The organism is Rheinheimera hassiensis, from assembly GCF_022436675.1.
In the GTDB taxonomy this organism is placed as follows: Bacteria; Pseudomonadota; Gammaproteobacteria; order Enterobacterales; family Alteromonadaceae; genus Alishewanella; species Alishewanella hassiensis.
This window is the reverse complement of the sequence record NZ_JAKUJZ010000002.1, coordinates 297,033-320,716: the sequence shown is the minus strand read 5'-3', so window position 1 is coordinate 320,716 and position 23,684 is coordinate 297,033. Positions and strand designations below refer to the sequence as shown.

Genomic DNA, 23,684 nt, shown 5'->3' with positions numbered 1-23,684 from the left:
GCATGCTGCCCGTACACTGTGCTTATTTTAAACCCAGGATCTCTTTCCCCTGGTTAAACACCACATCAACCGGTATATCGGCAGCCGCCAAACGAGCCAGATCTGCAGAGAGTTGCGGTTTAATCACGCCTTTATCCGCTACCAGTGCGGCAACGCCGTCGTAATTACCATCGCCTTGCAGTGTTAGGATCAGCTCAGATAACGACGCCATAGCCGCCTGCATTTTCGGATAATCCACCTGATAGGTGCCATCGTCGTTACGGACAAAAGCGCCCTGTTCGGCAAAATAATTAAAGCGGATCATATTGGCTTTACCATGCGCGCTGGAGGCTCCAAAACGCACCGAACGGAAAATACCCGCCATAAAGGTGGTGTAATAATCTTCCAGCTCCCCCTCATCCAGCATACCCTGCTGTTTTAGCTGGGTAATCATATACAGGCCAAGAATATCGGCTTTGCCTTCTTCCAACGCTGAAGCATGTTCTTTTAACGCCTGACGTACAGAGCCTTTATCATTAATGGTATTTTTGATGCCCAGCCCATGTGCTACTTCATGGAACATAGTGTTGTTAAAAAACGCATTAAAGGTGACATGCTTGCGCTGCTCAGGTGCGATCAGTAAATCTGCAATAGGCAGCATAATATGGTCAAATTTGGCCTGCATAGCGTTTTTAAGCTGTAAACGGCGGGTGCCTTTTTCCAGCTGTACCTGCTCATCATTTGGCAGGTTTATCGCAATCGTTTTAGAGCCGGCGTTAGAGTGGCCCGCGTAGTAAATGACATCATAAGCATTTAAGTCGGCATCTGAACCCGGTGTTTCAGTTTTATACGCTTCTGCTACCGGTAACCCCTTTTGCAGCGCCGGTAAAGTGGCTGCATACTTCGCCAGTTTTTCGCTCCAGCTTAAATCTTTTATCAGTACATAGGCTTCAAACGCGGCACGGTAACCAAACAGCTGATCTTCATAGGTTTCTATCGGGCCAATCACCAGCTCGATCGGGTTGTTTTTCATCGCCATCCAGGCAAAATCTGATGGCTGATAGTTGTCAGTCAGTAACGCCTGCGCCCGCAGTTTAAGATATTCGGCAAACTCTTTGTCTTCGGCCAGTACTGAGGCTTCTGTCAGCAGTTTCGCAGCGGCTTCCAGCTCTGTTTTGTATTGCACGGAATAAGGTATGGTATGCAGCTTACCTTCGCTGTCGCGGCGTATTACCGAATACAGCCCGGTTTTGTCGCTAAGCTCTGCTGTTTCAAACTCCTGTTTGGTCATATCAGCAGGATAAAACTGTGCCCCGGCAGGTTTTTCAGCATAGCCGCTGAGAAACGGCTCATCGCCTTTCAATCTGTCCCAGGGACCATAATTGATATCAGCAAAAGTGCGTGCTTTTCCTTCTGGCAGTTTCGCCAGAAAAGCCGCTTTCTCTTCAGCAAAAGCCTGTTGCCAGAACAGCTCATCCATAATTTTACTGGCATCAATCAGCTTGCTCAGCATAACGCGCTGATTATCGCTAAGCGCGGATAAATCTGCCGTTAAATCAACACTGCGGTAAATATCCAGCCGCTTTTCAAATGCCGGTAACAAGCTTACCGTTGCCGTTGTTTCAGCTGCTTTAGCGTCAGAATTTGCTGATGTTGGAGAAGACGTGTTGTCTGCCGGAGAGCAGGCGCTTAGCACACCGGCAAAAGCCAGTGCCAGATAAAGGGCGTTATAACGCATAGTGGGATCCTGTTTTAGTTGTGCAACATTTTGCTGAACGGATACAGGGTAGAAAAAGCACGCCGGCAGTTCAATAGCACTGTGACGGAAATACGTAAGAAAGCTGCCATAAACAAAAAAGCGAAGCCTGAGCTTCGCTTTTTTATGAAAAACAGTTTAGAACATCCAGGTTTTTTCGTCCTGCACAGGCTGTTGCAGTTCAAGCTGCTTCAGGCCTTTTACGCAGCGGATAATCAACCAGACGATCCAGAACAGATAGACCAGCCAGCCAATCATGACGACCAATAAAATACCGCCAACGATCATGAACAGCAGCCCCATCCAGAAAGTGCGGATTTGAAAACGATAATGGCTTTGCAGCCAATCCGGGCCATCTTCTTTATTAACATAGGCAATAATAACGCCGATAATACCGGTAATACCGAATACTAATCCCACCAAATACAGTATATAGACCAGCTTTGCTGTTGACGAATTGACTGCCGGTACCGCATTAAAGTCATTCATGACCTACTCTCCTTTACTTCAGCTATTGTTTTTTTAATAAAACCAGCGTCAACCTAATGTTAAGCTGACTCAACAGTTTCGTTAAGCAACATATCCGTAAATGCAATATTATTCAATGGCTTCAATGCGCTAAACGACTATTTACCCCAACATCATAAGCTGGTCAGAGCAGATGATATAAAACCCAAGCAACATAAATACGGCACAAGCAGCGCGGCGCGCCCAGTCCAGAGAGATTTTCTGCAACAACCAGCTGCCGGCATACACTACCGGCACATTGGCAGCCAGCATACCCAGCGTAGTACCCACAATTACCATCCACACGGCATCTTCAAAACTGGCTGCCAGTATCACCGTAGCTATCTGGGTTTTATCGCCAATTTCGGCCAGAAAAAACAATATGCAGCTGGCAGCAAAAGCACCAAAACGCAGTACGCTGGTGTCTCCACTGTCGTCTTTGTCCGGAATTAACAGCCATAGCGCTACCGCAATAAAAGAGCCGCCCAGCAGCCAGTTGTGCCAGCCTTGCGGAATAAACTGCGCCACCCATACCCCCAGCCAGGCCGATGCCGCATGGTTCAGCAAAGTTGCCACTAAGATACCGGCAATGATCGCACTTTTAGAGCGAAATCTGGCAGCAAGAAACAAGGAGAGTAACTGGGTTTTATCGCCAATTTCAGCAATAGCTACGGCGGTAAAAGAGGATAAAAAGGCTTCCATCAACTGCACCTTAGCGGGATATAAACATAAGACACAGCACCGGCTCCCGCTTTGGGCCAGTAGTGTGTCTTAAGTCTCATCAATTCAAAGCAGGCTTTGAACGATACGGCCATGTGCAGGTGGCACAAGTATGTTGACCGTAGCGCAACCGTATAATACGGCTGCAGATTACTCCCTTAAGGCAGCGCGCATTCTAGTGAGTTTGCGCGCGGCTGTAAAGCGCTAATCAGCGCCCTTAGCATGTCACGGATGACGCAGTTTGCTCACATCAACACGCCATACATCATCCTCAGGCCCAGACTTTATCAGCCCAGCGTTTGGCATTAGCGCGCCAGCTGGCCCAGCCTCCGATCAGGTTAACCAGCCCCAAGTAGGTCAGTGGCACCAGCACTAAACTGGTCAGGGTAGAAAACAGCAAACCACCAATAATAGCAATGGCCATTGGTGCGTAGCTTGGGCCGTCACCGCCTATTTGGGTGCCGCCCATAGCCAGCGGTAATAAACCCAAAACGGTGGTAGATACTGTCATCAGTATTGGCCGCAACCGTGATTCGCTGGCACTGATAATCAGTTCACGCAGTGTTGCTTCTGGCTGTTCCTGCCTGTCCTGATTGATCCTGTCTACCAGTACTATGCCGTTGTTTACCACTATACCCATTAGCACCAGCATGCCTATCATACCCATAATGCCCATAGTGGTGCCGGTAAACATAAAGGTCCAGAACACGCCTACCAGCGAGAACAATAACGAGCCTATTACTGCTGTAGGTAACAGCAAGGATTCAAACAACGCCGCCATTACCAGATAGATCATGGCGACAGCCAGCAACATATTAACCATCATCACCTGCTGCGATTCATCCTGCTGCTGAAAACTGCCCTGAAACGACCAGCGATAGCCTGCCGGCAACGCCAGTTTATCCATCACCTTTTTAATGTCTTCGCGCGCGGTGTCCATGGTGTAGTCTTTCGCCAGGTTCATTCTGATGGCGATGCCGGTTTGGCGATCAAAACGGCTAATTTGATCCAGCCTTGGCGCCATCGTCAGTACGGCCAGCTGTTGCAGGCTTATCACCACGCCGTCTTTGTTCAGTATTGGCAACGCCGACAGCTCGGCCAGTGAATGGCTTATCTTTTCATCGTACAGCACACGCATTAACAGCTCGCCCTGCTCGGCACTTCTGAAAGTGCGCAGGTTGGTGCCGCGCAGTGCCAGCGATACGGCATTGGCAACCTGCTGCGCGTTTAAACCATGGCGCTGCAGCTGGTCGAGCTTTAACGTGATCTGAATTTCCTGCTGGCCGTGAGCAATTTCAGAGCTGACATCCTCCAGCCCCGTAACGCCAGCCAGCATCGGCTCAATGTCGGCAGCCAGTTTTAGCAGTACCTCAGTAGAGCGGCCCAGTAAATGCACCTGTAAACCACCATTACTGCCCCAGCCAAAAGACGGTTTAGACCTTACCAGCGCAGGCCAGTCTTGGCGGATAGCGTCTTTTAACTGTGCCAGAGGCTGGCTTAGCTCTGGTTTTAAAATAATGATCGAATTGGCCTGACCTGCGCGGTAGTAGCTGTATACAGACTCAATATCGAACTTGTCTTTGTTGGCATATAAGTAGGCCTCCATAATACCAACTTCTGCCTCTACTTCGCTCAGCGCATAGTTACCCTGCACATTGTAATTTAAGAAAATACGGTCGCTGCCTTCGTTATCGTCGTCACCGCCAGATACGGCCCCCATCGGTATCACAATACTGCCAAGTAATAACAACGCGATAAATGCCGACCAACGCGGGTGATACATTACCCAACCCAGTGTTTTGCGGTATCGGCTTTCCAGCATACCTGCCTGCTGCTCTTTTACCGGTTGCACGGTTAAGCGGGTGGTTAACAATGGGATCAGCGTTAATGCCATTAGCAGGCTTACCGCAAGGCATAAACAAATGGCAATGGCTACGTGCTCTAAAAAGATGGTCAGTTCCATTTTCTGGCCAACAATATTGGGTAAAAATACAATGGCGGTAGTAGCAGTACCGGCCACTACTGCCAGGCTTACCCGGCGCACACCGCGTGCGGTGGCGGCTTTTACATCACCACCGGCAGCGCGCTCACGGAAAATACTCTCGGTTACCACTACGGCGTTATCTACCAGCATGCCCACGGCCAGCATCAGCCCCATCATGCTTAATATATTTAAGCTGTAGTCAAGAAAATACATAACGCCCAGCGCAATACAAATAGACACCGGTACCGCCAGCACCACCACCATAGTGGTGCCAATATGGCGTAAAAATAAATACAGCACAGCAAAAGATAACAGCGCCCCTACGCCACCGGCGCTGAGTAAATCGGCCAGCGACGTTGTGACGCCTTTGGCGGTATCGTCCATAATATACAGGCTGATTCCGTTAAACGCCGGGTCGTCATCAGCGGCCTGCACCACTGCCAACGCAGCTTTGGCCACTTCAACCAGATTAGCGCCCGACTCTTTATACACATTCATCCCAACGGCGTAGGTTTGATCAAGATGGCGGCCATCTTCACGTTTTGGCAGCTCCAGCTGCACTGTGGCCACTTCACGTAAACTTAAGCCAGGGCGCAGCGGTAACGAGGCAATTTCTTCCAGCTCACGGTACTCCCCTACCGGTTTTACCAGAATGCTATTGTTGATATTGCGCAGCTCACCGGCGGTCATGGCGAAGTTATAGCCCTGTAGCGTGCTTACCAGCTCGGCCGCATCGATATTCAGCGCGCGCATTTTGTCGGGGTTAAGCCGAATCACCACCTGACGTTTTTCTACGCCGTATAACTCAACTTTAGATACGCCCTGCACCCGCTCTAATGGCCGTTTGATCTGTCGCTCAAGCAAGTCGTACGCCATCGCCAAGTCGCGTTCACTGGAAATACGCAGCTGAAATATCGGCATATCGTTGGTGTTAAACTGAAATACCAGCACACGCTCAACATCTTTGGGCAGCAAATGGCGGATGCTGTCTAAGCGTTCGCGCACCTCTATGCTTTTGCTGTTAATGTTTTCTTCCCACTTAAATTCCAGCGACACCTCAGCGCTGTTTTCATTTGACCAGGAGCGCATTTGCTTAATGCCGGTTACCGTGGCCAGCGCTTCTTCCAGCGGCCGGGTAATCAGGCGCTCTATTTCAGTCGGCGTGGCGTTGTTGTACGGCACATTGATAAAAATTTGTGGAATATCAATACCGGGGAATTTTTCCAGTGGCAGCATACGGCTGGCAAGAATACCAAATACCAGCATCGACAAAAATATCATGCAAATGGTAACCGGCCGTGTCAGCGCAAAGCGCGTTATAGCAAGCGGTTGCTGGCTCATACGCTGATCTCCTGATTACGGTTTTCCTGTATGACCGGGGTATCACGGCTTACCAGCGCATATAACACCGGAATAAACAGCAATGTCAGCATAGTGGCAAGTGCCAAACCAAAGATCACGGTAATCGCCATAGGCGCGCGGATTTCACTGCCATCGCCGGTGCCCAGTGCCATCGGCAACAAGCCCAGAATGGTGGTTAAGGTGGTCATTAATACCGGCCGTAAGCGGCTGGCACCGGCTTCAATAATGGCCTGTTGCAGTGCAACGCCTTCACCGCGCAGCTGGTTAATGCGGTCAATCAGTACAATGGCGTTATTGACCACTATACCGGCCAGCATTATAAGGCCGATAAATACGATAACAGACAGCCGGGTATCGGTAAGCCACAACCCCAGAATGGCGCCGGCACCGGCCAGCGGCACAGTAAACAGGATCAGCAGCGGCTGCAGCAGGTTTTCAAATTGCGATGCCATCACCAGATACACTAAAAATACCGCCAGTAACAGCGCCATGGTCAGTGAGGTATAAGCGCGCTGCATTTCTTCGCTCTGGCCCATTACCGCCGCAGTTACACCATAAGGCAGACGCTGTGCGGCTAAAATAGCAGCCGCACTTTGAGTTGCTTGCTCTAAATCACCAAAGGCCAGGTTAGCACTTACCACGGCAACCCGTTGCTGGCCGATGCGGGTAATTTCGCTGGGGCCGGTTTCGCGCTCGATACGCGCAACAGCAGATAGTGGCAACGGCTTGGCACTGCCGGGGTTAATAATCAGCTGCGCCAGTTGCTGCTCGGTTTGGCGGTATTGTTCGGCTAACCGCACGCGGATATCCACTTTACGGTCATTAACTGAATACTGCCCTGCCAGTTCACCGCCAACATAAGCCGCCACTCTTTTGGCAACTTCGTGCGATGTCATGCCCAGTTGCGATAGCAAACCGTGGTTAAAATACAGCGTAATTTCAGGTTGGCCGGGGCGCAGGCTGGTTTTTACATCAGTAAAGCGCCCATCGGCTTCCAGTGCGGCAACCAGATTGTCGGCAGCGGTTTTCAACTCTGGCAGCTCATAACCGGATAATTCAACCTCCAGCGGTGTGCTAAAGCTAAACAGCTGTGGCCGGTCTATTTTCACGGTAACGTCAGGCAACTGCGCCAGATAATCACGTAAAGTAGCAATTACCTGTTGCTCTTGCTGTGCATCAGTACCGCTTTGCAACACTATATTCAAGCGGCCCCAGTGGCTGCCGCCGATACTGGGGTCGACTGTCATTTGTGCACCGGTACCGGCCTGGGCATAGCTGCGTTTTACCGCGCTTTGCTCTGCCGCAATCGCTGCCAGGCGCACTAATACTTTGTCGGTTTGCTCAATAGAGCTGCCTACCGGCAGTTGTACTTCAACATAAAACTCACCCTGGCTCATGGCGGGTATCACATCTGCTCCCAGCCGGGGTAACAGGGCAAAACAGGCACCAGCCAGTGCCAACGTAATCACTATTGTTAAGCCTTTTAGCGCCAGCGCACCTTGCAGTGCATAACGGTAAAACGCTTCCAACCGGTTTAGCAGCCACTGTACCACCCAAAGCAGAGGTTTAAATACCAAAGCCAGAGTGCGGCTAATCAAACGAAATATTAAGGTTAGCGCCGCAACCAGCAACAACATTAAACCGCGCAGTGCCCGACCCAGCATACGCAACGGCCAGGTTGGCCAGTAATACCAGCGACGAATGTGTGGCGCAGTGTCTGGCTCTGATGCCGGTGCCAGTGCAGCGGCTTTAGCTTTGCCTTCCCGAGCTGCCATAGTAGGAATAAGGGTTAACGCCACCACTAAAGAAGCCAGTAAGGCGAAAGTGACGGTTAATGCCTGATCGCGAAACAGCTGCCCGGCGATACCTTCAACAAATACCAGCGGGAAAAACACCGCCACCGTAGTTAACGTAGAGGCCGTAATGGCCATCGCCACTTCACGGGTGCCGGTTTTAGCAGCGGTAAAGGCATCTTTGCCCTGCTCTTTGTGCCGGGCAATATTCTCCAGCACTACTATCGCATTATCTACCAGCAAGCCCACTGCCAGTGCGATACCGCCCAGGCTCATCATATTCAACGTAATACCCTGACCGTACATCAGATTAAAGGTTGCGATAACCGATACCGGTATCGATACCGAGATAATCAGCGTGGCCCAGACGTTACGTAAAAACAGATACAGCACCAGCATTGCCAGCAAACCACCGATAACGGCGGAAGATTTCACCTCATCAATGGCCTGTTTAATAAACTCAGACTGGTCATACACCAACGTTAAGCGGTAACCGGCAGGCAGTGATTTTTCCAGTTGGGGTAATTGCGCCAGCAAGGTTTTAGCTACCTGCACGGTATTGGCATCGCCCTCTTTGTAAATGGCGACTTCTATCGCTTCTTTGCCATCGATATAGGTAATGCTTTGGCGGTCAACAAAGCTGTCGCGCACTTCGGCAATATCCGATAAGCGGATCTGGCTGCCGGCTACTTCTGCTACATATAAATTTTCAATTTGCTGCAGGTTGGCAAACTGGTTAATGGTACGCACCAGATAGTCATAGCTGGGCGTTTCTAAGCGACCACCGGCCTGATTAAGGTTTTCCTGGCGTAAACGCTCGGTGATCTGGCTGATATCCAGTTGCAGCTGGCTAAGCTTTTCCGGATTCAGCAGAATTTGGATTTCCTGGCTTAAACCACCATCGGGCCGCACTGCGGCTACGCCGGGTAATGATTCCAGCGCACGGCGTAAATCTTCTTCGGCAAAGGTACGCAGGCTTACCAGTTGCGCCGGACTTAGCGCCTCACCGGCGTTATCACGGCTTAATGCCAACCGTACTATCGGGTCAAGGTTAGGGTTAAAGCGCAGTAATAAGGGCTTTTCAATTTCCAGCGGCAGCAGTAGTACATCGAGTTTTTCCCGTACTTCCAGCGCGGCCAGATCCATATCGGTGCCCCAGTCAAACTCCATCACTACATCAGAGCGGCCCGAACGCGACACCGACTGTACTTTGCGTACGCCTTTAACAATACCGACAGACTCTTCAATCGGTTTACTCACCAGCTGCTCTACTTCGGCTGGTGCCGCACCAATAAATTCGGTACGCACGGTTAACGACGGATAAGATAAGTCCGGCAGTAAATTTACGGCCAGGCGGCCGGCGGCCACCAAACCAAAGAGTAAAATACCCAGTGTAAACATCCAGATAGTAACGGGGCGGGTTACAGCTATATCAACCAGCTTCATGGCATCAGGTCCTGTGTGCTTATATTATTGTTTTATTTTTAGAAAGAAGCTGCGGGCCTGAATTTATCACCTGAGGGAGAATCGATTTACCCTAAGCCGACCGTTGGAGCCCTGGACGGGCGGAATCGAGCCCCCAGGGATGGGTTTACGGCGTGTTGGCGTGGGTAAACCGGTTCGGATTAAATATCAGGTTTTTGTATCCAGCATCAGCTCTTACCGATCAAAACTCGCGTATGGTTACCACATTTACCAGCGCATCATCTTTCAGGGCTGATTGCCCGGCAATCACCACCTGATCCCCCAGCGCCAGGCCAGACAATATTTCTACAGTATTATCAGCCTGATACCCCAAGTGCACCTGCTTACGGCTAACTTTGTTTTCACTGTCAATAACAAACACAGTCTGGCTGTTGTCGGTGTTCATCAACGCACGTTTGGGCAGTAATAACGCATCGGTTTTAACATCAAACTGCAACTGCACCTGGGCAAACATGCCTGGTTTTAACTGCTGCTGTTCGTTGGCCACTTTTAACACTGCCCGCACCGTGCCAGAGCCGGCATCCACTACCGGGGAAATACGCACCAGCTCAGCGCTTACCGGTGTCATTCCGGCAAACTGCAGCAGTGCAGTTTGGCCTACGCGGGCCTGCGCCAGTTGCTGCTCGGGCAAATGTACTACTGCTTCTAACTGCTGGTTAGACACAATATGAAACAATGACTGAGTAACATGCTGATTTACCAGCTGGCCGGTTTTAACATAACGACGCGATACCACACCGCTTATCGGCGCACGAATTTCGGTTTCTTTTAACGCCAGCTCGGCCAGGTTTACCGTGGCCTGCAGTGCATCGTGTTGCCACTGCAGTTTTTCAAATACGTCGGCACTGATCAGCTTGCGCTGGTGCATTTCATCCATCCGTTTTAACTCGCTGCTCAGGCGGTTTAATTCGGCTTTTTCTTTGTTCAGGCTGTATTGCTGGCGCTCGTTGTCCAGTACTGCCAGTAATTGGCCGGCGCTGACTTCGTCACCCTCTTCCACCAGAATACGTTGCACTATGCCAACTGTTTTGCTGATTACCTCTGCCTCTGCCCGCGCTTCCAGCGTGGCGGTAGTACGGTAGCTGCTGCTGATTTCGCCGTTACGGGTAACAGAGGCTTCAACCGGCACGGCGATAACAGCCTCAGCCGTCGTGGCGGCCGTTGAGCTGTTAGCTTGATTGCAGCCGGTTAACAGAACACTGGCCAAAATGGCAGCAGCAGCGGTAAGTTTGAAACTGTGTGACGTTTTCATGATTCATCCTTTGGAAAACAAAAAACTGAGCAAGTTAACACAGCTAATGCAGAGGCCATGCCAGCACCAAAAACAATAAATTCATTAATATTTTCAACGATATAAAAAACATTCATGCTGTTCTCCATTCTTGATGCCAGTTTTACTTGGTTAAAAACACTATTTTTTAGTCATTAACATCACGTTCAGCACGACCAAACTACAATTACGTGAGAGCTAGAGCCTGTACTCTAAGGTCTGACCTCTTTATACTGCGCTCTTTTTCACGTTCAACAGGTGTATATATGATTAGAAAATCTGCCGTTTCTTTAGCCGTTCTTTCTGCCCTTGTCAGTGTGTCGGCCCACGCTGAGGGTTATAAATTATTCGAACAATCGGTTAGCAGCATGGGTAATGCTTATGCTGGCCGTGGCGCACAAATTACTGATGCCACTCTGGTTTACTCTAACCCTGCTGCCTTAACACAACTGGACGGTGCGCAGCTCTCTGGCGGCCTTAACCTGATTAGCGCAAAAACCAATTACCGTAATGCTCAGGCGCAAAGTGCTAATGGTCAGTCTGTTGTTGGTCGTACAGACGGCGAAAATAGTTTGAATGAACTGGTCCCTTTTGTGTTTTACAGCGATAAAGTGTCAGATTCATTAAGCTGGGGTATTGGTTTTTATGTGCCCTTTGGTTTGTCATCTGATTATGACGATGATTTTGTCGGCCGATACTTTGCCGATGAAACTGAGGTGCAGGTACTAAGTCTGCAACCTGCCATTGGTTATAAGCTAAATGAGCAATGGTCTATTGGTGGCGGTATTTCTATTAACCGCGCTGAAGGTACTTTATCTAAATTTAAAGATCACAGCGGCCTGTGTGAACTGGGTGAGCAAACCACTAACGCTATGTTTGGCGCACCGGTTTATAACGATGCTTATTGCAACAGTCACTACAAAGTAGAAGGCGACGATATTGCCTTTGGTTATACACTGGGTATTCACGGTGAACCGGTTGCTGGCACCCGCCTGGCACTAACCTACCACTCAGCAGTACGTTTTACCTTAAAAGGTGATTCAGAAATTACCAATACACCTATTACCGGCGCTAACGTGGTGGGCAACCCTAACTATATGGTAGTAGCACCAAACCTGCCGGCTATTGATTTATCTACCGGTAAGCTGGCTGCAAACAGCCGCCTGACTGAAGCCAGCAAACTGGCGTTAACCACCCCGGCCAGTGCGGCTTTTAGCCTGGATCAACAGGTAACTAAAGCCCTGTCACTGCAATTTAGCGCCGCCTGGACCCAGTGGAGCGAGTTTCAAAGCATTGAGATTGTCAGCGACGATGCGAATCCCAGTATTTCATTGAACACGCAATCAGCGGCCAACCTGAATGCCGCAGGTTATATTGGCTATATCCCGGAATACTGGCAAAACAGCTGGTCGTTTGCTGTGGGTGCTACCTATGTTTACCAGAGCGATTTAACTTTAAAAGCCGGTGTGGCCTTTGATGAAAACCCCATCAGCGCAGAGCATAAAACCGCCCGCATTCCAACCGATGACCGGGTGTGGGTAACTGTTGGAGCTAACTGGCAACTGGCCGACAACCTGAGCCTGGATGTTGCTTACGGTTATCTGTTTACCGGCGATATCAGCGTAAACGAGCGTGAATATAATGTGCAGGACCAGGCCTTATATAACAGCGGTTATCAGGGTGATTACAGCAATAAAGGCCAGTTATTTGCCGTTCAGGCTAATTACCGCTTTTAATTTAGCAAACTAAGCAAAGTAAAAAGGCGATCATCTGATCGCCTTTTTATTATCTGCTGTTTTTTCTGCTGCTAAATTAATGCACCAGCTTTAACTTATAGCCTGACGGTGCAGCGTCGTCTTGCTCAGCCAACACCATATAGTGCTCGCCCGGCGTTAACTGCATACTGTCGGTTTTATCCAGCAAAGTGGTACTACCGTTTTCTGCTACCTGCACCAGCGCTATGGCATAGTAATCTTTAGGCAGATTCAGGCTTTGCTGCTTTTTAAACGCCAGGTTTTTAACGTTGTATCTGGCATTGGCAATGGTTTCATTTTCACGGACAAAATAAAACTGCAGCTGAGTGAAATCGGCTACCAGGTTAGCCACTACCACATCATGCGCCTGCACCTGCGGGCTATCAGGTTCAGTAACGCTTAACGCTTCTACCTGTTGTTGCTCGTTTGCATATAACAGCACTGCTTTGCTATCACCGGCAGCCACACTTAACAGGGCACTGTTTAACAACAAAGCACCGTTGCTGTCACGGGCAGATAAACTGTAGTCACCTTTTACCAGCGGTAAATAACCACTTAACTGGCCACTGGTTACACTGGTAACACTCTGGTTGTCCAGTGCTACATTGATATCCTGCGACAGACTGTTATATAAACGGAACTGCGCACTGGCATCAGTGTGATCATAAGCGGCTACGGTAGAAGAGTTAAGCACTACATCCACAGACAATTGCCCGGCTAACGGGCCAAACTTGTCACGTATAATCAGTACATAATTGCTGGTGTAAGCAAAATTGACGCCCTTGGCAACAAAAAGCGGCGTATTACCACCAGCCTGTGTCAGGTACACATTAAATTTACCCAGATCTTTGCCATCGGCAACCGAACTGATTTCCTGAAAAGATAACGAATCAATCAACTCTGCATCGGCAAAGCCTTTACTCTCGGCGCTAAGGTGCACATCCAGCGTTGGATACTGTGCAGATAAATTGGCCAAATGCAGTTTAAATTGTTTATCCAGGCTTTCGTCACGCTTAAAACTCAGGCTCAGGTAATCAAACTGCTCGTCTTTTTGTGTCAATATAAACAGAGTTTTATTGCCCTCAGCCAGCGACATCTCTTTACTAAGCAATTCTTCCGTACTGGCCACATCAGTCAGCTCCAATGTGTAAGAATCGGGTGCTACAGCAACCAACGCACTAACATCGCCATAAGTGGCTGTACCAATTGCTTTATCACCGGCTTTTAACGAGGTGTTACCAGCATTGGCCGCACCGTTATAAAACTGCAGATAAGTCTCTGCTGCGGCACTATCATCACTGCCGCCGCCACAGCCAGCCAAGCCCAGCAAGGCGCCAAACGCCAGTAGCCGTAAAGAATAAACTGATTTCATGTAAATCTTCCTGAGGGTAATGTAACAACGGCTCAGAGTAAGGATTTACCGCAACGAACGCTATGGCGCTTTACTATTAAAAACAGTTGGTTACGCTTAGTTACAAATTGGCTTTTTAACGCTTCTTATTTTGTACTGCCTTTTATAGCGTTTAGCTGGCATTTTATCGGATCTGTCATCTTAGTTTGCTATTCAGATCGTACACTACAGACCGTTTTTATGGGAAAACCTTAGCTATGATTTTGTTGCGTATTGTACAAATAACCCTGCTGTTTAGCCTGTTTGGTGCCACTACGGTAAAAGCACAGCATGATGACAGCTTACTGCTGATCTCAATAGATGGCTTTGCCAGCCAGTATCTGCAGCAATACCCTGCCGCCAATATAAAGAAACTGGCGCAACAGGGGTTAACAGCAGACAGCATGCAGCCGGTGTTCCCCAGCAAAACCTTTCCTAATCACTACAGCATTGTTACCGGCCTGTATCCGGCTAACCACGGTATTGTAGAAAACAATATATTTGATGCTGATTTCGATGCTACGTTCCGGCTAAGCAAGGCTGAAGAAGTAACCAATGCCCGCTGGTGGCAAGGTGAACCGGTATGGGTTACGGCTGAGTCTCAGGGCGTAAAAGCAGCCACGTATTTTTATCCCGGCTCAGAGGCAGCAATAAAAAATGTGCGCCCAAGCTACTGGCAACGCTACGATGGCAATGTCAGCCACAACGAAAGAGTAGACTCAGTACTGCAATGGCTGGATTTACCCGCAGCAGAGCGGCCACGTTTTTTAACACTGTATTTTAGTGCTGTAGATGATGCAGGCCATAACCATGGCCCCAATTCGCCCGAAGTAGCCGCCGCTATAGCCGACGTAGATCAGGCAATTGGCCGCCTGCTGGCCGGTTTAACCCAGCGCGGCTTGTACAATAAGCTGAATATTATGCTGGTATCTGATCATGGCATGGTAGAAACACCGCCGCAACAAATTATCGTGCTGGATAAGCTGTTTAACAGCAGCGACGCCGCCCTGACATTGTGGACAGCGGAAATTGTTTCTATCTTTCCCGGCGAAGGCAAACTAAACAGCATTTATCAGCAGTTAAACCGCAACTTACCGCCCCAGGCAAAAGTGTATAAAAAGGCGGATTTGCCCGCGCGCTGGCACTATCAGAACAGCAAACGCATAGCGCCGCTGCTGGTGATCCCAGAGCCAGGCTGGCGGTTAATTCAGCAAAAAGCTGAGGCTAACTACCAGCAAATGGCCGCCGAAGGCAAAACCAGCGGCAGCCATGGTTACGACAACGCCAGCGAATATATGCAGGCTATTTTTATTGGCCACGGGCCGGCATTTAAGGCCGGTAAAACTATTCCGGCTTTTAGCAATATTGAGCTGTATAACCTGATGTGCCGCATATTAGGCCTAACTCCCGCCGCTAACGACGGCAACCCGGCCTGGCCTGACTCTGTGCTGGGCAGCAATACCAAAACTAAATAAGCGCTTTAACGCAAACTGGCCGCCGTGCGGCCAGCAGTTAAACTTTATCCAGTTTAAAAAACACGCCATCCCACAGTATGTAGCCGGTATCGTTATCTGCTTTAATCAGCACAGCACCAGGTGCAACCCAGTCTGACGGGCAACCAACGGTCAGTACTTCTGTGCTTTGTGCAGTGATGCCAAGCTGTTGAAACCGGGCCCGGTACACCGAATAAAACTCAGCTTCAGCTAACGCCGTAAGCGTGAATTGCGGCTTTTCGCAGACGTTATCGGCAAAGCTCACGTTGGTATCGGTATAGCTTGCCTTAGTGCCAAACCAAGCCCTGGCATCGTCCATGCCCATAGCACTGATACCCGGAAATTTTGCATCGGTTACCTGCCACTGCCCCTGGTACCATTTTTCGTTATCTGCAGAGCAAGACAACAAAAATAACGTTAATAATAAGCCGATAAATCGCATTAGTAGTCCCCTAAAATAGAGCATTTTTGAAATGTGCTGTTGATGTGAGCCCATAATTTAGCCTCCTGCACCCATATTACTTTACTGCTCTTTATATATGCCTAGCATTTACCCTCGATAGCACTGCCTGCTACAAAACACCTAAGGTCTAAGGACCAAACACGTAGTTCCGATTGGAAACCTCTGCGTTTGGTGGCCGCTTATAGGTATTGAAGTAATCGTAGCCTTCCTTAAGGTTTACCCAGAATGAATGCCACTGATGCGAGTTATATTTTGCTAAAGAAGCGCTCTCAAGCCGGAAGGGGAAGATATGAACTCTAAAAAATGGTTGCCCCGACTTTAGCGCTGCAACCCCAAGAGCATATATTTCATTCATATATGCATCGGTCATCGCGTAGCACCCAATAGACAAGCAATTGCCATGCACCATTAGTGCATCACCCGTGCGACCGTGCACACGATCGTACTTATTGGGGTAGCCTAAATTAAAAGACAGGTGGTAACTGCTCCAGGGGTTTAGCCGGCCTGCATTAACAAAGTAAAAGCCTTCCGGGCTTTGGTTGTCGCCTTGTTTCAACTTCGGCCCAAGATCGCCGGAAAAGGTGCAAATATCGTAATTTTTAAAGGCTATAAAGGTTCCGTCAGCAGACTCAACCCATACTTCAAGCACACCGGGATCTTTGAAGATACGGATAAATACCGGCGCGCCGTATTCAAGCCCCAAATCCGACAGCTCTTTCTTCAAAGCCGGTTCTACGCTGGCTATAGCCCTATCAGCCCGGATGCTTGTAGGAACCTCAACTGCGAGAGTCTCAATGGCAAAAGAGATGAAGAACAAGAATATAATTAGTTGAGTCATATTTCGTCAGACAAACCTAAATTGCCATGCTTAAAGCTAGCATATGCTTTTGCCACTAAGTCCCCTGACTGAGCGACCAGTTAAAAATGCAGCAATAGCTTTGCTTAACGTTTGTTTAAGCCAATCAGGCCCAAAATCTGTTATATCGTTATGCTTTGCATCAGTAACCTGAACAATACAAGCATCAAACTGCTTTAATTCTTCTGTTGTATACAGCACACCGTCATCGGCCGAAAAGTCACTACCACGAATTGACAGTACCGCCACAGTTTCAAGCCGAGGTAAGGGCACCCGGCGATGATCCAGCGTTATCAACTGCTTCACGCTCGTCAGGCCACTATTAATATACCAGGCCGAAATATCACCACCATTGGAATGCCCCACCAGAGTGATGCCGGCAAAATTATAGTTTGGCATGCGCTGTTGTAGTTCAGTGCGCACAAATTCAAGGCTGTTGGCGCCACGCTGCCAATTTTCACGGCGCGCGGTATAAAGATCGCCACGCACTGCCAACGGCGGGTCGCCCGGTAATTCATGTTGTACTGCCACTACCAAATACCCAACTGCATTTAAGGTGTTGCTAATGAACGTATAATTGTCATAAGCCACGCCATAACCGGAGCTTAGCAGCGCCACCGGACAAGGGCTTCTGCTGCTGCAAACCGACCTGTCCTGCGGGTAACTGATGTGGATGGGAATATCGCGCTGTGTCTGCGCATCGCTAAGCACCTGATACTCTCCCTTACCGGCTTCAGTCGCTGAAACCTGAAGTAGCAACATGACGGCAAGTACTACTGCATACCACAACTGTATCGGTTTAATCGTCATTGCTTTTTAACACCATAAATCCAATCCAGCCCCTGAATTGCGCTCGTCGGAAATGCTGTGGCATGGCTGGCTCCCGCCACAACAGAAAAACGCAATTTAATATTACCGCTGTCAATTGCCTGAACTTTATCTCTTAACCAGCTAGCTCCGATAACCATATCCTCACCTTCGCCGTAAGCCGGTGTTTCGTATTCTCCGACAGAGATATACACCCTGGTAGCAGCCCTGGGTTTAACTGCTGACACCGCCAGAATCATATTGTTGTCAAACCACACTGACGGGCTGCCAAGTATGTAGTTTGAGAAAAGCTCAGGCTCAGTGAACAACATATAAGCGCCGAATAGGCCACCTAACGAGTTACCGACAAAAGTCCGGTTGGTATTGCTGCCTCGGTAGTTTTGCTCAATAAACGGAAAAACCGTATCACGTATAAAAGCCATATGCCCTTTAGCATTACCGGTTTCCTGCTGCCAGGCCTTCGCTTTTGATGGCGTATAATCACGAACTCTGCTACTGGCACCTTTTGAACCTTGCTCATATGACACAGCCACGATAATTGCCTGCTGCATTACGCCGCTGTTCATAGGGAAACGTGTGGCGCCGCTTACCAATGGAAAGCTGTAATGCGCATCTGTCAGGTAAATGACCGGGTAAACCCTGTCAGTTTGGCTGGCGTAGGATGCAGGCAACTGAATAAAAACCGGGTAAATGCGGTTGCTGGGTTGCTCCTTAAGCTCAATAACGACACTTCGCGGTATTTCGTAAGCATCAGAGGCGTTTCCCTCAAAACAAAATAGCAGTAAAGCCGCCAGCATTAACAATTTCATTTGATTAACCTAATGTGCAACAGCAACTTTTGACGCAGCCGTGCGCCGCAAAATACCTATTACTGATGATACTTACGGATCACCGCCACCTTACCATTTTCTATTTCCAGTACCTCCATCATGATCTGGCTGTAAGAAATGGCTTGCTTATGCTGCGGGTGAATACCTTTGGCGCTGTTACTATAGCGGATGGCAACAGCTGACTGGTTAAACGTAAACACATCCAGCAGTTCAGCTTTATGCTCGGTGTGGGCACCAAGATAAAACGTCATGCCCTTTCGCATCGCTTGTTTACCATCGGGTTCACGCGAATCGTCAGTCACATAAGGCAAATGCGAATGGCCAATATCATCGGTTAACAGCGCCAGATAATTTTCAAGATCTTGTTCTGTCGCATCGGGTGCCTGCGTCGCCACCATTGCAGCAAAATACTGCCTGGCAAAGGCGTTTAAGTCTATTTCTGGCTCTGCTGCAAATACGGGTAGTGCTGCCATACCAACCGATAAAATGACAAGTAACAGCTTTTTCATAGCAAACTCCGTTTTAAATATTTTTATTAACCCAAAAACTTACACTGAAGGTTTTACTGTCTTGTTTTGTGGTTCAGGGTCAGCAAGTCCCAAAATTGAAGCCAGTCTATGCTGCTATCTAAATGTAAATCAAGAATTTTTATCCTGTATCATTTTTCGTTACTGTAAATAACAAAGACCGCAAAAGCGGCCTTTGTTTACAGGGAAACATTACGTTTTAAAGCGGCTTATAACTTATCCAGTTCTACATCGCCGCTTACTGTGCTTAGCTCTACGCTGCCATCACCGCTGCCCAGTGTAAACTGCAGGCTGCGAGCCGGGCCGTATTTGGCTTTGTTGGCTTTGTCGTTGCTCAGTTTGTTGTCGATACTACCACCGGCTGAGGCTTTAATATCAAAGCGGGCGTTAACATTGCTGTCCAGCTTAAGCTCGATATCACCGCTTACGCTGCTGCCGCTGACGCGGGGGCTGGCTGAACCTTTTAGCTTGGCATCAATTTCACCGTTTACCGTGCTTAGTTTCAGCTGTTTGGTGCCGTTTAGCTCCAGTTCGGCATCGCCATTTACTGTGTTGACACTCACTTCGTCTGCGTTGCTTTTCACTTCAATTTTGCCGTTAACCACATCATAACTCAGGCGGCCACTGGAACCTTCGTCGTCTATTTTGCCGTTAACTGAGCTTAGCTCTACCGTGCCACTGGCACCTTTTACTTTAATTTCGCCATTTACCGTACTCAGTTTTACACTGCTGCGTAAGTCAGAGGCTTTAATATCGCCATTTACCGTACTGATCTGGCTGCTGCCGTGAATACCGGTTACGGTAACATTGCCGTTTACGCCTTTAAATTCAACGCTGCTGCCTACCGGCACATCAAAGCTTAACTCGGCGTTGTTGCTTTTGTCGCGCCAGTTGTAGTTTACCTGGCGTGGCATGGTCATTTCAAAGCGGGTAAAGCCGTCTTTGCTGTCCAGCGTGTAACCGGTGGCTTTTTCATCCAGCTTACCGCTGGCTTTAAACTGGTTATTACTTACAGCATTAATGGTTATTTCACCGCTCATTACTTCAATATAAATTTTCTCGTTGGCGCTTACTGCACGGCTTTCATTTACTGCTTCGCGCGCATCGGCTAATGTCAGCTGGCTAAAGCCTAACAACACTAAACTGCCAAGGCCAAAGGCCCATGTTTTTGCTACTGTATTCATGTGTTATCTCCTAACTTATTACTAAAGGTTGTTGCAGTGTCGCCTGTTGCAGGTAAGACAGCTGCTGTTGATACAAGCTTTGCAACTGCGCTAACAGCTGCGGTTCATCCGGATAAAATGCTAATGCTTGCCGTACCTGGGCGATGGCCTGGTCCCACACGCGTATTTGTTGCTGCCAGTTATCAAAGCCCTCGGCCACTGCCACCATCTGGCTTAGCTGGGTGGCTTTTTGCTGCTCATACACCTGCAGCAACATCAGCTCTGCGGTCGGCATCGCCGCGGTGGTGCCAGTGATACCGGGCAACAGTGCCTGCTGCCAGCCAAATACACTCAGCAGCCCCAGCATGGCGGCGACGCCCCAATACCAGCGCGTGGCTCTGGCCTTGCCTGCCGGGGTCTCGACGGCGTCAGGGCGTGCCGTTGTTTCATGCTGCGCGGCCAGCTCAATCCGTGCGGCTATGTCTGACCATAAATCACGTTGTGGTGCTATCTGCGGTGCCAGCTTGCTGATAGCGTTATCAAGTTGCTGATCATTCATCTGCTAACCACTCCTGTAACAGTTGTCTGGCTCTGAAATACTGTGCTTTAGAGGTACCTTCGGCGATACCCAGCAAAGTCGCAATTTCCTGGTGCTGATAACCTTCCAGAGCAAATAATACAAATACGGCTCTGGCCTGCGCGGGTAAACGCTGTATCGCCTGTTCCAGCGGCGCATCTTCACTGGCGCATTCTACGGTTTGCTCAGCCAGCTCTGGTTGTTCGTCACTGCTGTCGGTTAAGCGCAGGTACTTTTCCTGGCGCCAGATATCAATAGCCGTGCGGGTGGCAATACTGTGTAGCCAGGTGGCGAAGCTGCTGTCACCGCGAAACCCTGCCAGTTGCTGCCACACTTTAATAAAAATTTCCTGGCTGGCATCTTCAGCTTTTTGCTTATTGGCCAGTAAGCGCCAGCAAATTGCGTATACCCGGCCGACATACTGCTGATACAGGTAGTAAAAGGCTTGTTTGTCGCCCTTTTGCGCAGCTGTGACTGCCTGCGCAATCTCCATTGCCATAAACGCCCTTAAATACCAAAGTTATTGTATTAATTGTCAGGTTAGTCGGCAGGGTAAAGCGAAAGGTTTAAAGGCAGCAAAATTTTTTACAGATGTTTTTTACAGCTAGGTTTTTGCAGGCTGGTTTTTACAGAAAAAATAAAGCGGGAGCCAAGGCCCCCGCCACTAAATAGTGTTTAATAATCCAGGAAGGAAGGTGTAACGCTGTGCATTTTGCCCGGTGCAGGTGTCAGTTGTGTTACAACTTGGCGATACTTTTATTAAACCTTTTTCAGCAACACTAAAGCGGCGATAGCAGACATAAAAAAACCGGCCCATAAAGACCGGCGAATTTGAAGCACTAGGAGGAACAGGTTTGCCTTGCAGGCAGTGCTTAGTGTGCCTGCTAAGTGTTACAGCCAGATGATCTTGCACCGCTATATCGGTTATTATCGACATCTTTATTCTGGCGGTTTAATTCCATGGTATCCCCTGCTCCACAGCGTCTGGCAAAATGGATTGCCCAAAGCGGCTATTGCTCGCGCCGGGCGGCCGAGCGGTTAATTACCCAGGGCGTAGTTAGCATAAATGGCGCTGTAGCACGCCATACAGATGGCGTTAGCGTATTGGATCAGGTGAGTGTTCACGGCCAACCGTTACCGACCCAACCGGCCTTGCAATATTTCTTGTACCATAAACCGCTTGGGATTGATTGCAATAACCGCCCGGATAACCCGGCCAGCCTGTATCAGCTGCTCAGGTTATTACCACAGCGTTTATTTGCAGTGGGCCGGCTGGATAAAGACTCCAGCGGTTTATTGCTGTTAACCAATGATGGCGCCCTTAGCCAGCGCCTGATGCACCCGGCCTTTTACCATGAAAAAGGCTACCAGGTAGATACGGATAAAAACATCACTGCCGATTTTATTGCCAATATGGCTGCGGGGGTAAGCTGGCAACTGGGTGAAACACTATATCAATCGCGCCCGTGCCAGATAACACAAACCGGCAACCAGCAGTTTTATATTGTGTTAACTCAGGGCCTGCACCGACAAATACGCTATATGTGTAAAACTCAGGGCTACCGGGTTACCGCGCTAAAACGTGACCGGTTGCATAATTTACAGCTGGCACAACTACCTGAAGGGCAAATGCGGCCACTAAGCCGTGCCGAGTTACACCAGCTACAGCTGCTTAGCGCGCTGCCACAGCCATAAACATAACAGCAGAGTTACGCCGTACATAAGTAACGCACCCAACACTACGCCATGCCAGCTATGCCATTGCCAAAAGGGCTGTAAATACAAGCCACCGGTGCTGGCACCAACATAATAAAACACTAAATACAGTGCATTAGCACTGGCTTTAGCCCTACTGGCGCACTGGTTTACCCAGCTACTGGCCAGCGAATGGGTAAGAAAAAAGCCAAAGGCGTTAATAAAAAAACCGGCCACAATAAAGCCTAAACTGCTGCCCAATGTCAGTAAGGTGCCCAGCATTAAAATAAGTACACCCAGTGCCATACCCAGCGGCACCGGCATTTTCAGTGCTACTTTGCCGGAAATGGCCGAGCCGATAGTGCCGGTAAAATAGGTGATAAACAGCAAGCCAATCCAGAAGCTGGATAAGCTGTAAGGTGCATCTGACAGCACAAAAGCAATATAGGTGTATTGGTTAAGAAAAATAAAAAAGTTAAGCCCGCCAATAAGATAGGTTAACAACAGTAATGGCTGGCGCAAATGAAACAGGTTATCGGCCAAAGCCTGCTTTAACGCAAACGGCTTGGCAACAAAGCGCTTTGCCGGCGGTAAATGGCGCCAGATCAGATAACAGCTAACAACACCCAGTGCAGCTACCGGCCAAAACACCCACTGCCAGTGGCCAATATCGGCCAGCGCTCCGGCCATTAACCGGCCACTTATGCCGCCAAGCGAGTTAGCGCTGATATAAAAGCCCACAGCGGCCACCAGCGCCGGCTTGCTGTATTCTTCGCCCATGTAAGCAATGGCCACAGCGGGCAAGCCGCCGAGAAAAATACCCTGTACGGCGCGCCAGAACACCAGAGCAGCAAAACTCTCTACCTGGGTTAACGCCAGCGTGCTTAGCGTCATACCAATAAGGGTAAGCAGCAGCAGTTTTTTACGGCCCCAGGCATCAGATAGCGCAGCATAAACCAGTAATGACAAACCAAGGCACAAAGTGCCACTGGTATAGGCCCAGGTGGTTTGCAATGGCGTTAAAGCAAATTCGCGGCTTAGCACCGGTAACAGAGGTTGCAGCAAATGCAGATTGGCAAATACCACCACGGCTGCTAAACACAGCGCAAAGGTAGCACGGTAAAACGCCGGGCTTTTGTACTCGATCACAACACTGGGCCTGACTTATAAAAGTGCGGCTAGTATAAAGCTATTTGCCACATCGCACGAGCAGGCTTAAACCAATACAACCTGTATTACCCGCTTTCTGTCT

Annotated in this window: 19 protein-coding genes; 3 read left to right on the top strand and 16 right to left on the bottom strand. The window is 49.1% G+C overall.

What is annotated here, in order from left to right; translation table 11 throughout:
* Positions 1-22: 22 nt before the first annotated feature.
* From MJX74_RS04370 to MJX74_RS04345, 6 genes are all read right to left on the bottom strand, one after another.
* Complete coding sequence (locus tag MJX74_RS04370; RefSeq protein ID WP_240221192.1) at positions 23-1,717, bottom strand: dipeptidyl-peptidase 3 family protein; 1,695 nt, start codon at positions 1,715-1,717, stop codon at positions 23-25.
* 156 nt (positions 1,718-1,873) lie between these two features.
* Complete coding sequence (locus tag MJX74_RS04365) at positions 1,874-2,224, bottom strand: DUF4870 family protein (RefSeq protein ID WP_240221190.1); 351 nt, start codon at positions 2,222-2,224, stop codon at positions 1,874-1,876.
* Between the two features lie 141 nt (positions 2,225-2,365).
* Entirely contained in the window at positions 2,366-2,944 is a 579-nt protein-coding gene (locus MJX74_RS04360) for a TMEM165/GDT1 family protein (RefSeq protein ID WP_240221188.1), read from the bottom strand.
* A gap of 289 nt (positions 2,945-3,233) precedes the next feature.
* Positions 3,234-6,287, bottom strand: a complete 3,054-nt coding sequence (locus tag MJX74_RS04355; protein WP_240221186.1) for an efflux RND transporter permease subunit — start codon at positions 6,285-6,287, stop codon at positions 3,234-3,236.
* Positions 6,284-9,547 (bottom strand): efflux RND transporter permease subunit, encoded by a 3,264-nt coding sequence (locus MJX74_RS04350; RefSeq protein WP_240221184.1) that lies wholly within the window; start codon positions 9,545-9,547, stop codon positions 6,284-6,286. Before MJX74_RS04350 ends, MJX74_RS04355 begins: the two co-directional genes overlap by 4 nt.
* Before the next feature lie 220 nt (positions 9,548-9,767).
* A complete protein-coding gene (locus tag MJX74_RS04345; RefSeq protein ID WP_240221183.1) occupies positions 9,768-10,838 on the bottom strand; it encodes an efflux RND transporter periplasmic adaptor subunit in 1,071 nt (356 codons plus the stop codon).
* 284 nt (positions 10,839-11,122) lie between these two features.
* On the opposite strand from MJX74_RS04345, the gene MJX74_RS04340 reads away from it, so the two are divergent.
* Entirely contained in the window at positions 11,123-12,592 is a 1,470-nt protein-coding gene (locus MJX74_RS04340; RefSeq protein WP_240221181.1) for an OmpP1/FadL family transporter, read from the top strand.
* A gap of 76 nt (positions 12,593-12,668) precedes the next feature.
* On the opposite strand, the gene MJX74_RS04335 is transcribed toward MJX74_RS04340, so the two are convergent.
* Positions 12,669-13,982, bottom strand: a complete 1,314-nt coding sequence (locus MJX74_RS04335) for a DUF4397 domain-containing protein (RefSeq protein WP_240221179.1) — start codon at positions 13,980-13,982, stop codon at positions 12,669-12,671.
* Positions 13,983-14,218: 236 nt separating this feature from the next.
* Between MJX74_RS04335 and MJX74_RS04330 the strand changes: the two genes are divergently transcribed.
* A complete protein-coding gene (locus MJX74_RS04330; protein ID WP_240221177.1) occupies positions 14,219-15,475 on the top strand; it encodes an alkaline phosphatase family protein in 1,257 nt (418 codons plus the stop codon).
* A 37-nt stretch (positions 15,476-15,512) separates the two neighbouring features.
* On the opposite strand, the gene MJX74_RS04325 is transcribed toward MJX74_RS04330, so the two are convergent.
* The 8 genes from MJX74_RS04325 to MJX74_RS04290 all read right to left on the bottom strand — a co-directional run bounded on the left by MJX74_RS04325 (position 15,513) and on the right by MJX74_RS04290 (position 21,236).
* On the bottom strand, positions 15,513-15,935 hold the full coding sequence (locus MJX74_RS04325) for a hypothetical protein (RefSeq protein ID WP_240221175.1): 423 nt from the start codon (positions 15,933-15,935) through the stop codon (positions 15,513-15,515).
* Positions 15,936-16,083: 148 nt separating this feature from the next.
* Positions 16,084-16,794, bottom strand: coding sequence for a L,D-transpeptidase family protein (locus tag MJX74_RS04320; protein WP_240221174.1), 711 nt, complete (start codon positions 16,792-16,794; stop codon positions 16,084-16,086).
* 36 nt (positions 16,795-16,830) lie between these two features.
* Entirely contained in the window at positions 16,831-17,622 is a 792-nt protein-coding gene (locus MJX74_RS04315; RefSeq protein WP_240221173.1) for an alpha/beta hydrolase, read from the bottom strand.
* On the bottom strand, positions 17,619-18,449 hold the full coding sequence (locus tag MJX74_RS04310; RefSeq protein WP_240221172.1) for an alpha/beta hydrolase: 831 nt from the start codon (positions 18,447-18,449) through the stop codon (positions 17,619-17,621). Before MJX74_RS04310 ends, MJX74_RS04315 begins: the two co-directional genes overlap by 4 nt.
* Before the next feature lie 59 nt (positions 18,450-18,508).
* Positions 18,509-18,979 carry a nuclear transport factor 2 family protein gene (locus MJX74_RS04305; protein WP_240221171.1) on the bottom strand — a complete coding sequence of 157 codons (471 nt, stop codon included), beginning with the start codon at positions 18,977-18,979 and terminating at the stop codon, positions 18,509-18,511.
* 227 nt (positions 18,980-19,206) lie between these two features.
* Positions 19,207-20,181, bottom strand: coding sequence for a DUF4097 family beta strand repeat-containing protein (locus MJX74_RS04300; protein ID WP_240221170.1), 975 nt, complete (start codon positions 20,179-20,181; stop codon positions 19,207-19,209).
* A 10-nt stretch (positions 20,182-20,191) separates the two neighbouring features.
* Positions 20,192-20,719, bottom strand: coding sequence for a hypothetical protein (locus MJX74_RS04295; protein ID WP_240221169.1), 528 nt, complete (start codon positions 20,717-20,719; stop codon positions 20,192-20,194).
* Positions 20,712-21,236: an RNA polymerase sigma factor gene (locus MJX74_RS04290; RefSeq protein ID WP_240221168.1), complete on the bottom strand. Its 525-nt coding sequence runs from the start codon at positions 21,234-21,236 to the stop codon at positions 20,712-20,714. The genes MJX74_RS04295 and MJX74_RS04290 overlap by 8 nt, the downstream gene beginning before the upstream one ends.
* Positions 21,237-21,697: 461 nt before the next feature.
* Between MJX74_RS04290 and MJX74_RS04285 the strand changes: the two genes are divergently transcribed.
* A complete protein-coding gene (locus MJX74_RS04285; RefSeq protein WP_240221167.1) occupies positions 21,698-22,432 on the top strand; it encodes a pseudouridine synthase in 735 nt (244 codons plus the stop codon).
* On the opposite strand, the gene MJX74_RS04280 is transcribed toward MJX74_RS04285, so the two are convergent.
* On the bottom strand, positions 22,400-23,581 hold the full coding sequence (locus tag MJX74_RS04280; RefSeq protein WP_240221166.1) for an MFS transporter: 1,182 nt from the start codon (positions 23,579-23,581) through the stop codon (positions 22,400-22,402). The two genes, MJX74_RS04285 and MJX74_RS04280, sit on opposite strands and share 33 nt — an antisense overlap.
* Between the last annotated feature and the right edge of the window lie 103 nt (positions 23,582-23,684).

Excerpts from the sequence above, each read along its gene's own strand:
- MJX74_RS04370 (WP_240221192.1), bottom strand. The coding sequence starts at position 1,717 with ATGCGTTATAACGCCCTTTATCTGGCACTGGCTTTTGCCGGTGTGCTA.
- MJX74_RS04365 (WP_240221190.1), bottom strand. The coding sequence starts at position 2,224 with ATGAATGACTTTAATGCGGTACCGGCAGTCAATTCGTCAACAGCAAAG.
- MJX74_RS04360 (WP_240221188.1), bottom strand. The coding sequence starts at position 2,944 with ATGGAAGCCTTTTTATCCTCTTTTACCGCCGTAGCTATTGCTGAAATT.
- MJX74_RS04355 (WP_240221186.1), bottom strand. The coding sequence starts at position 6,287 with ATGAGCCAGCAACCGCTTGCTATAACGCGCTTTGCGCTGACACGGCCG.
- MJX74_RS04350 (WP_240221184.1), bottom strand. The coding sequence starts at position 9,547 with ATGAAGCTGGTTGATATAGCTGTAACCCGCCCCGTTACTATCTGGATG.
- MJX74_RS04345 (WP_240221183.1), bottom strand. The coding sequence starts at position 10,838 with ATGAAAACGTCACACAGTTTCAAACTTACCGCTGCTGCTGCCATTTTG.
- MJX74_RS04340 (WP_240221181.1), top strand. The coding sequence starts at position 11,123 with ATGATTAGAAAATCTGCCGTTTCTTTAGCCGTTCTTTCTGCCCTTGTC.
- MJX74_RS04335 (WP_240221179.1), bottom strand. The coding sequence starts at position 13,982 with ATGAAATCAGTTTATTCTTTACGGCTACTGGCGTTTGGCGCCTTGCTG.
- MJX74_RS04330 (WP_240221177.1), top strand. The coding sequence starts at position 14,219 with ATGATTTTGTTGCGTATTGTACAAATAACCCTGCTGTTTAGCCTGTTT.
- MJX74_RS04325 (WP_240221175.1), bottom strand. The coding sequence starts at position 15,935 with ATGCGATTTATCGGCTTATTATTAACGTTATTTTTGTTGTCTTGCTCT.
- MJX74_RS04320 (WP_240221174.1), bottom strand. The coding sequence starts at position 16,794 with ATGACTCAACTAATTATATTCTTGTTCTTCATCTCTTTTGCCATTGAG.
- MJX74_RS04315 (WP_240221173.1), bottom strand. The coding sequence starts at position 17,622 with ATGACGATTAAACCGATACAGTTGTGGTATGCAGTAGTACTTGCCGTC.
- MJX74_RS04310 (WP_240221172.1), bottom strand. The coding sequence starts at position 18,449 with ATGAAATTGTTAATGCTGGCGGCTTTACTGCTATTTTGTTTTGAGGGA.
- MJX74_RS04305 (WP_240221171.1), bottom strand. The coding sequence starts at position 18,979 with ATGAAAAAGCTGTTACTTGTCATTTTATCGGTTGGTATGGCAGCACTA.
- MJX74_RS04300 (WP_240221170.1), bottom strand. The coding sequence starts at position 20,181 with ATGAATACAGTAGCAAAAACATGGGCCTTTGGCCTTGGCAGTTTAGTG.
- MJX74_RS04295 (WP_240221169.1), bottom strand. The coding sequence starts at position 20,719 with ATGAATGATCAGCAACTTGATAACGCTATCAGCAAGCTGGCACCGCAG.
- MJX74_RS04290 (WP_240221168.1), bottom strand. The coding sequence starts at position 21,236 with ATGGCAATGGAGATTGCGCAGGCAGTCACAGCTGCGCAAAAGGGCGAC.
- MJX74_RS04285 (WP_240221167.1), top strand. The coding sequence starts at position 21,698 with ATGGTATCCCCTGCTCCACAGCGTCTGGCAAAATGGATTGCCCAAAGC.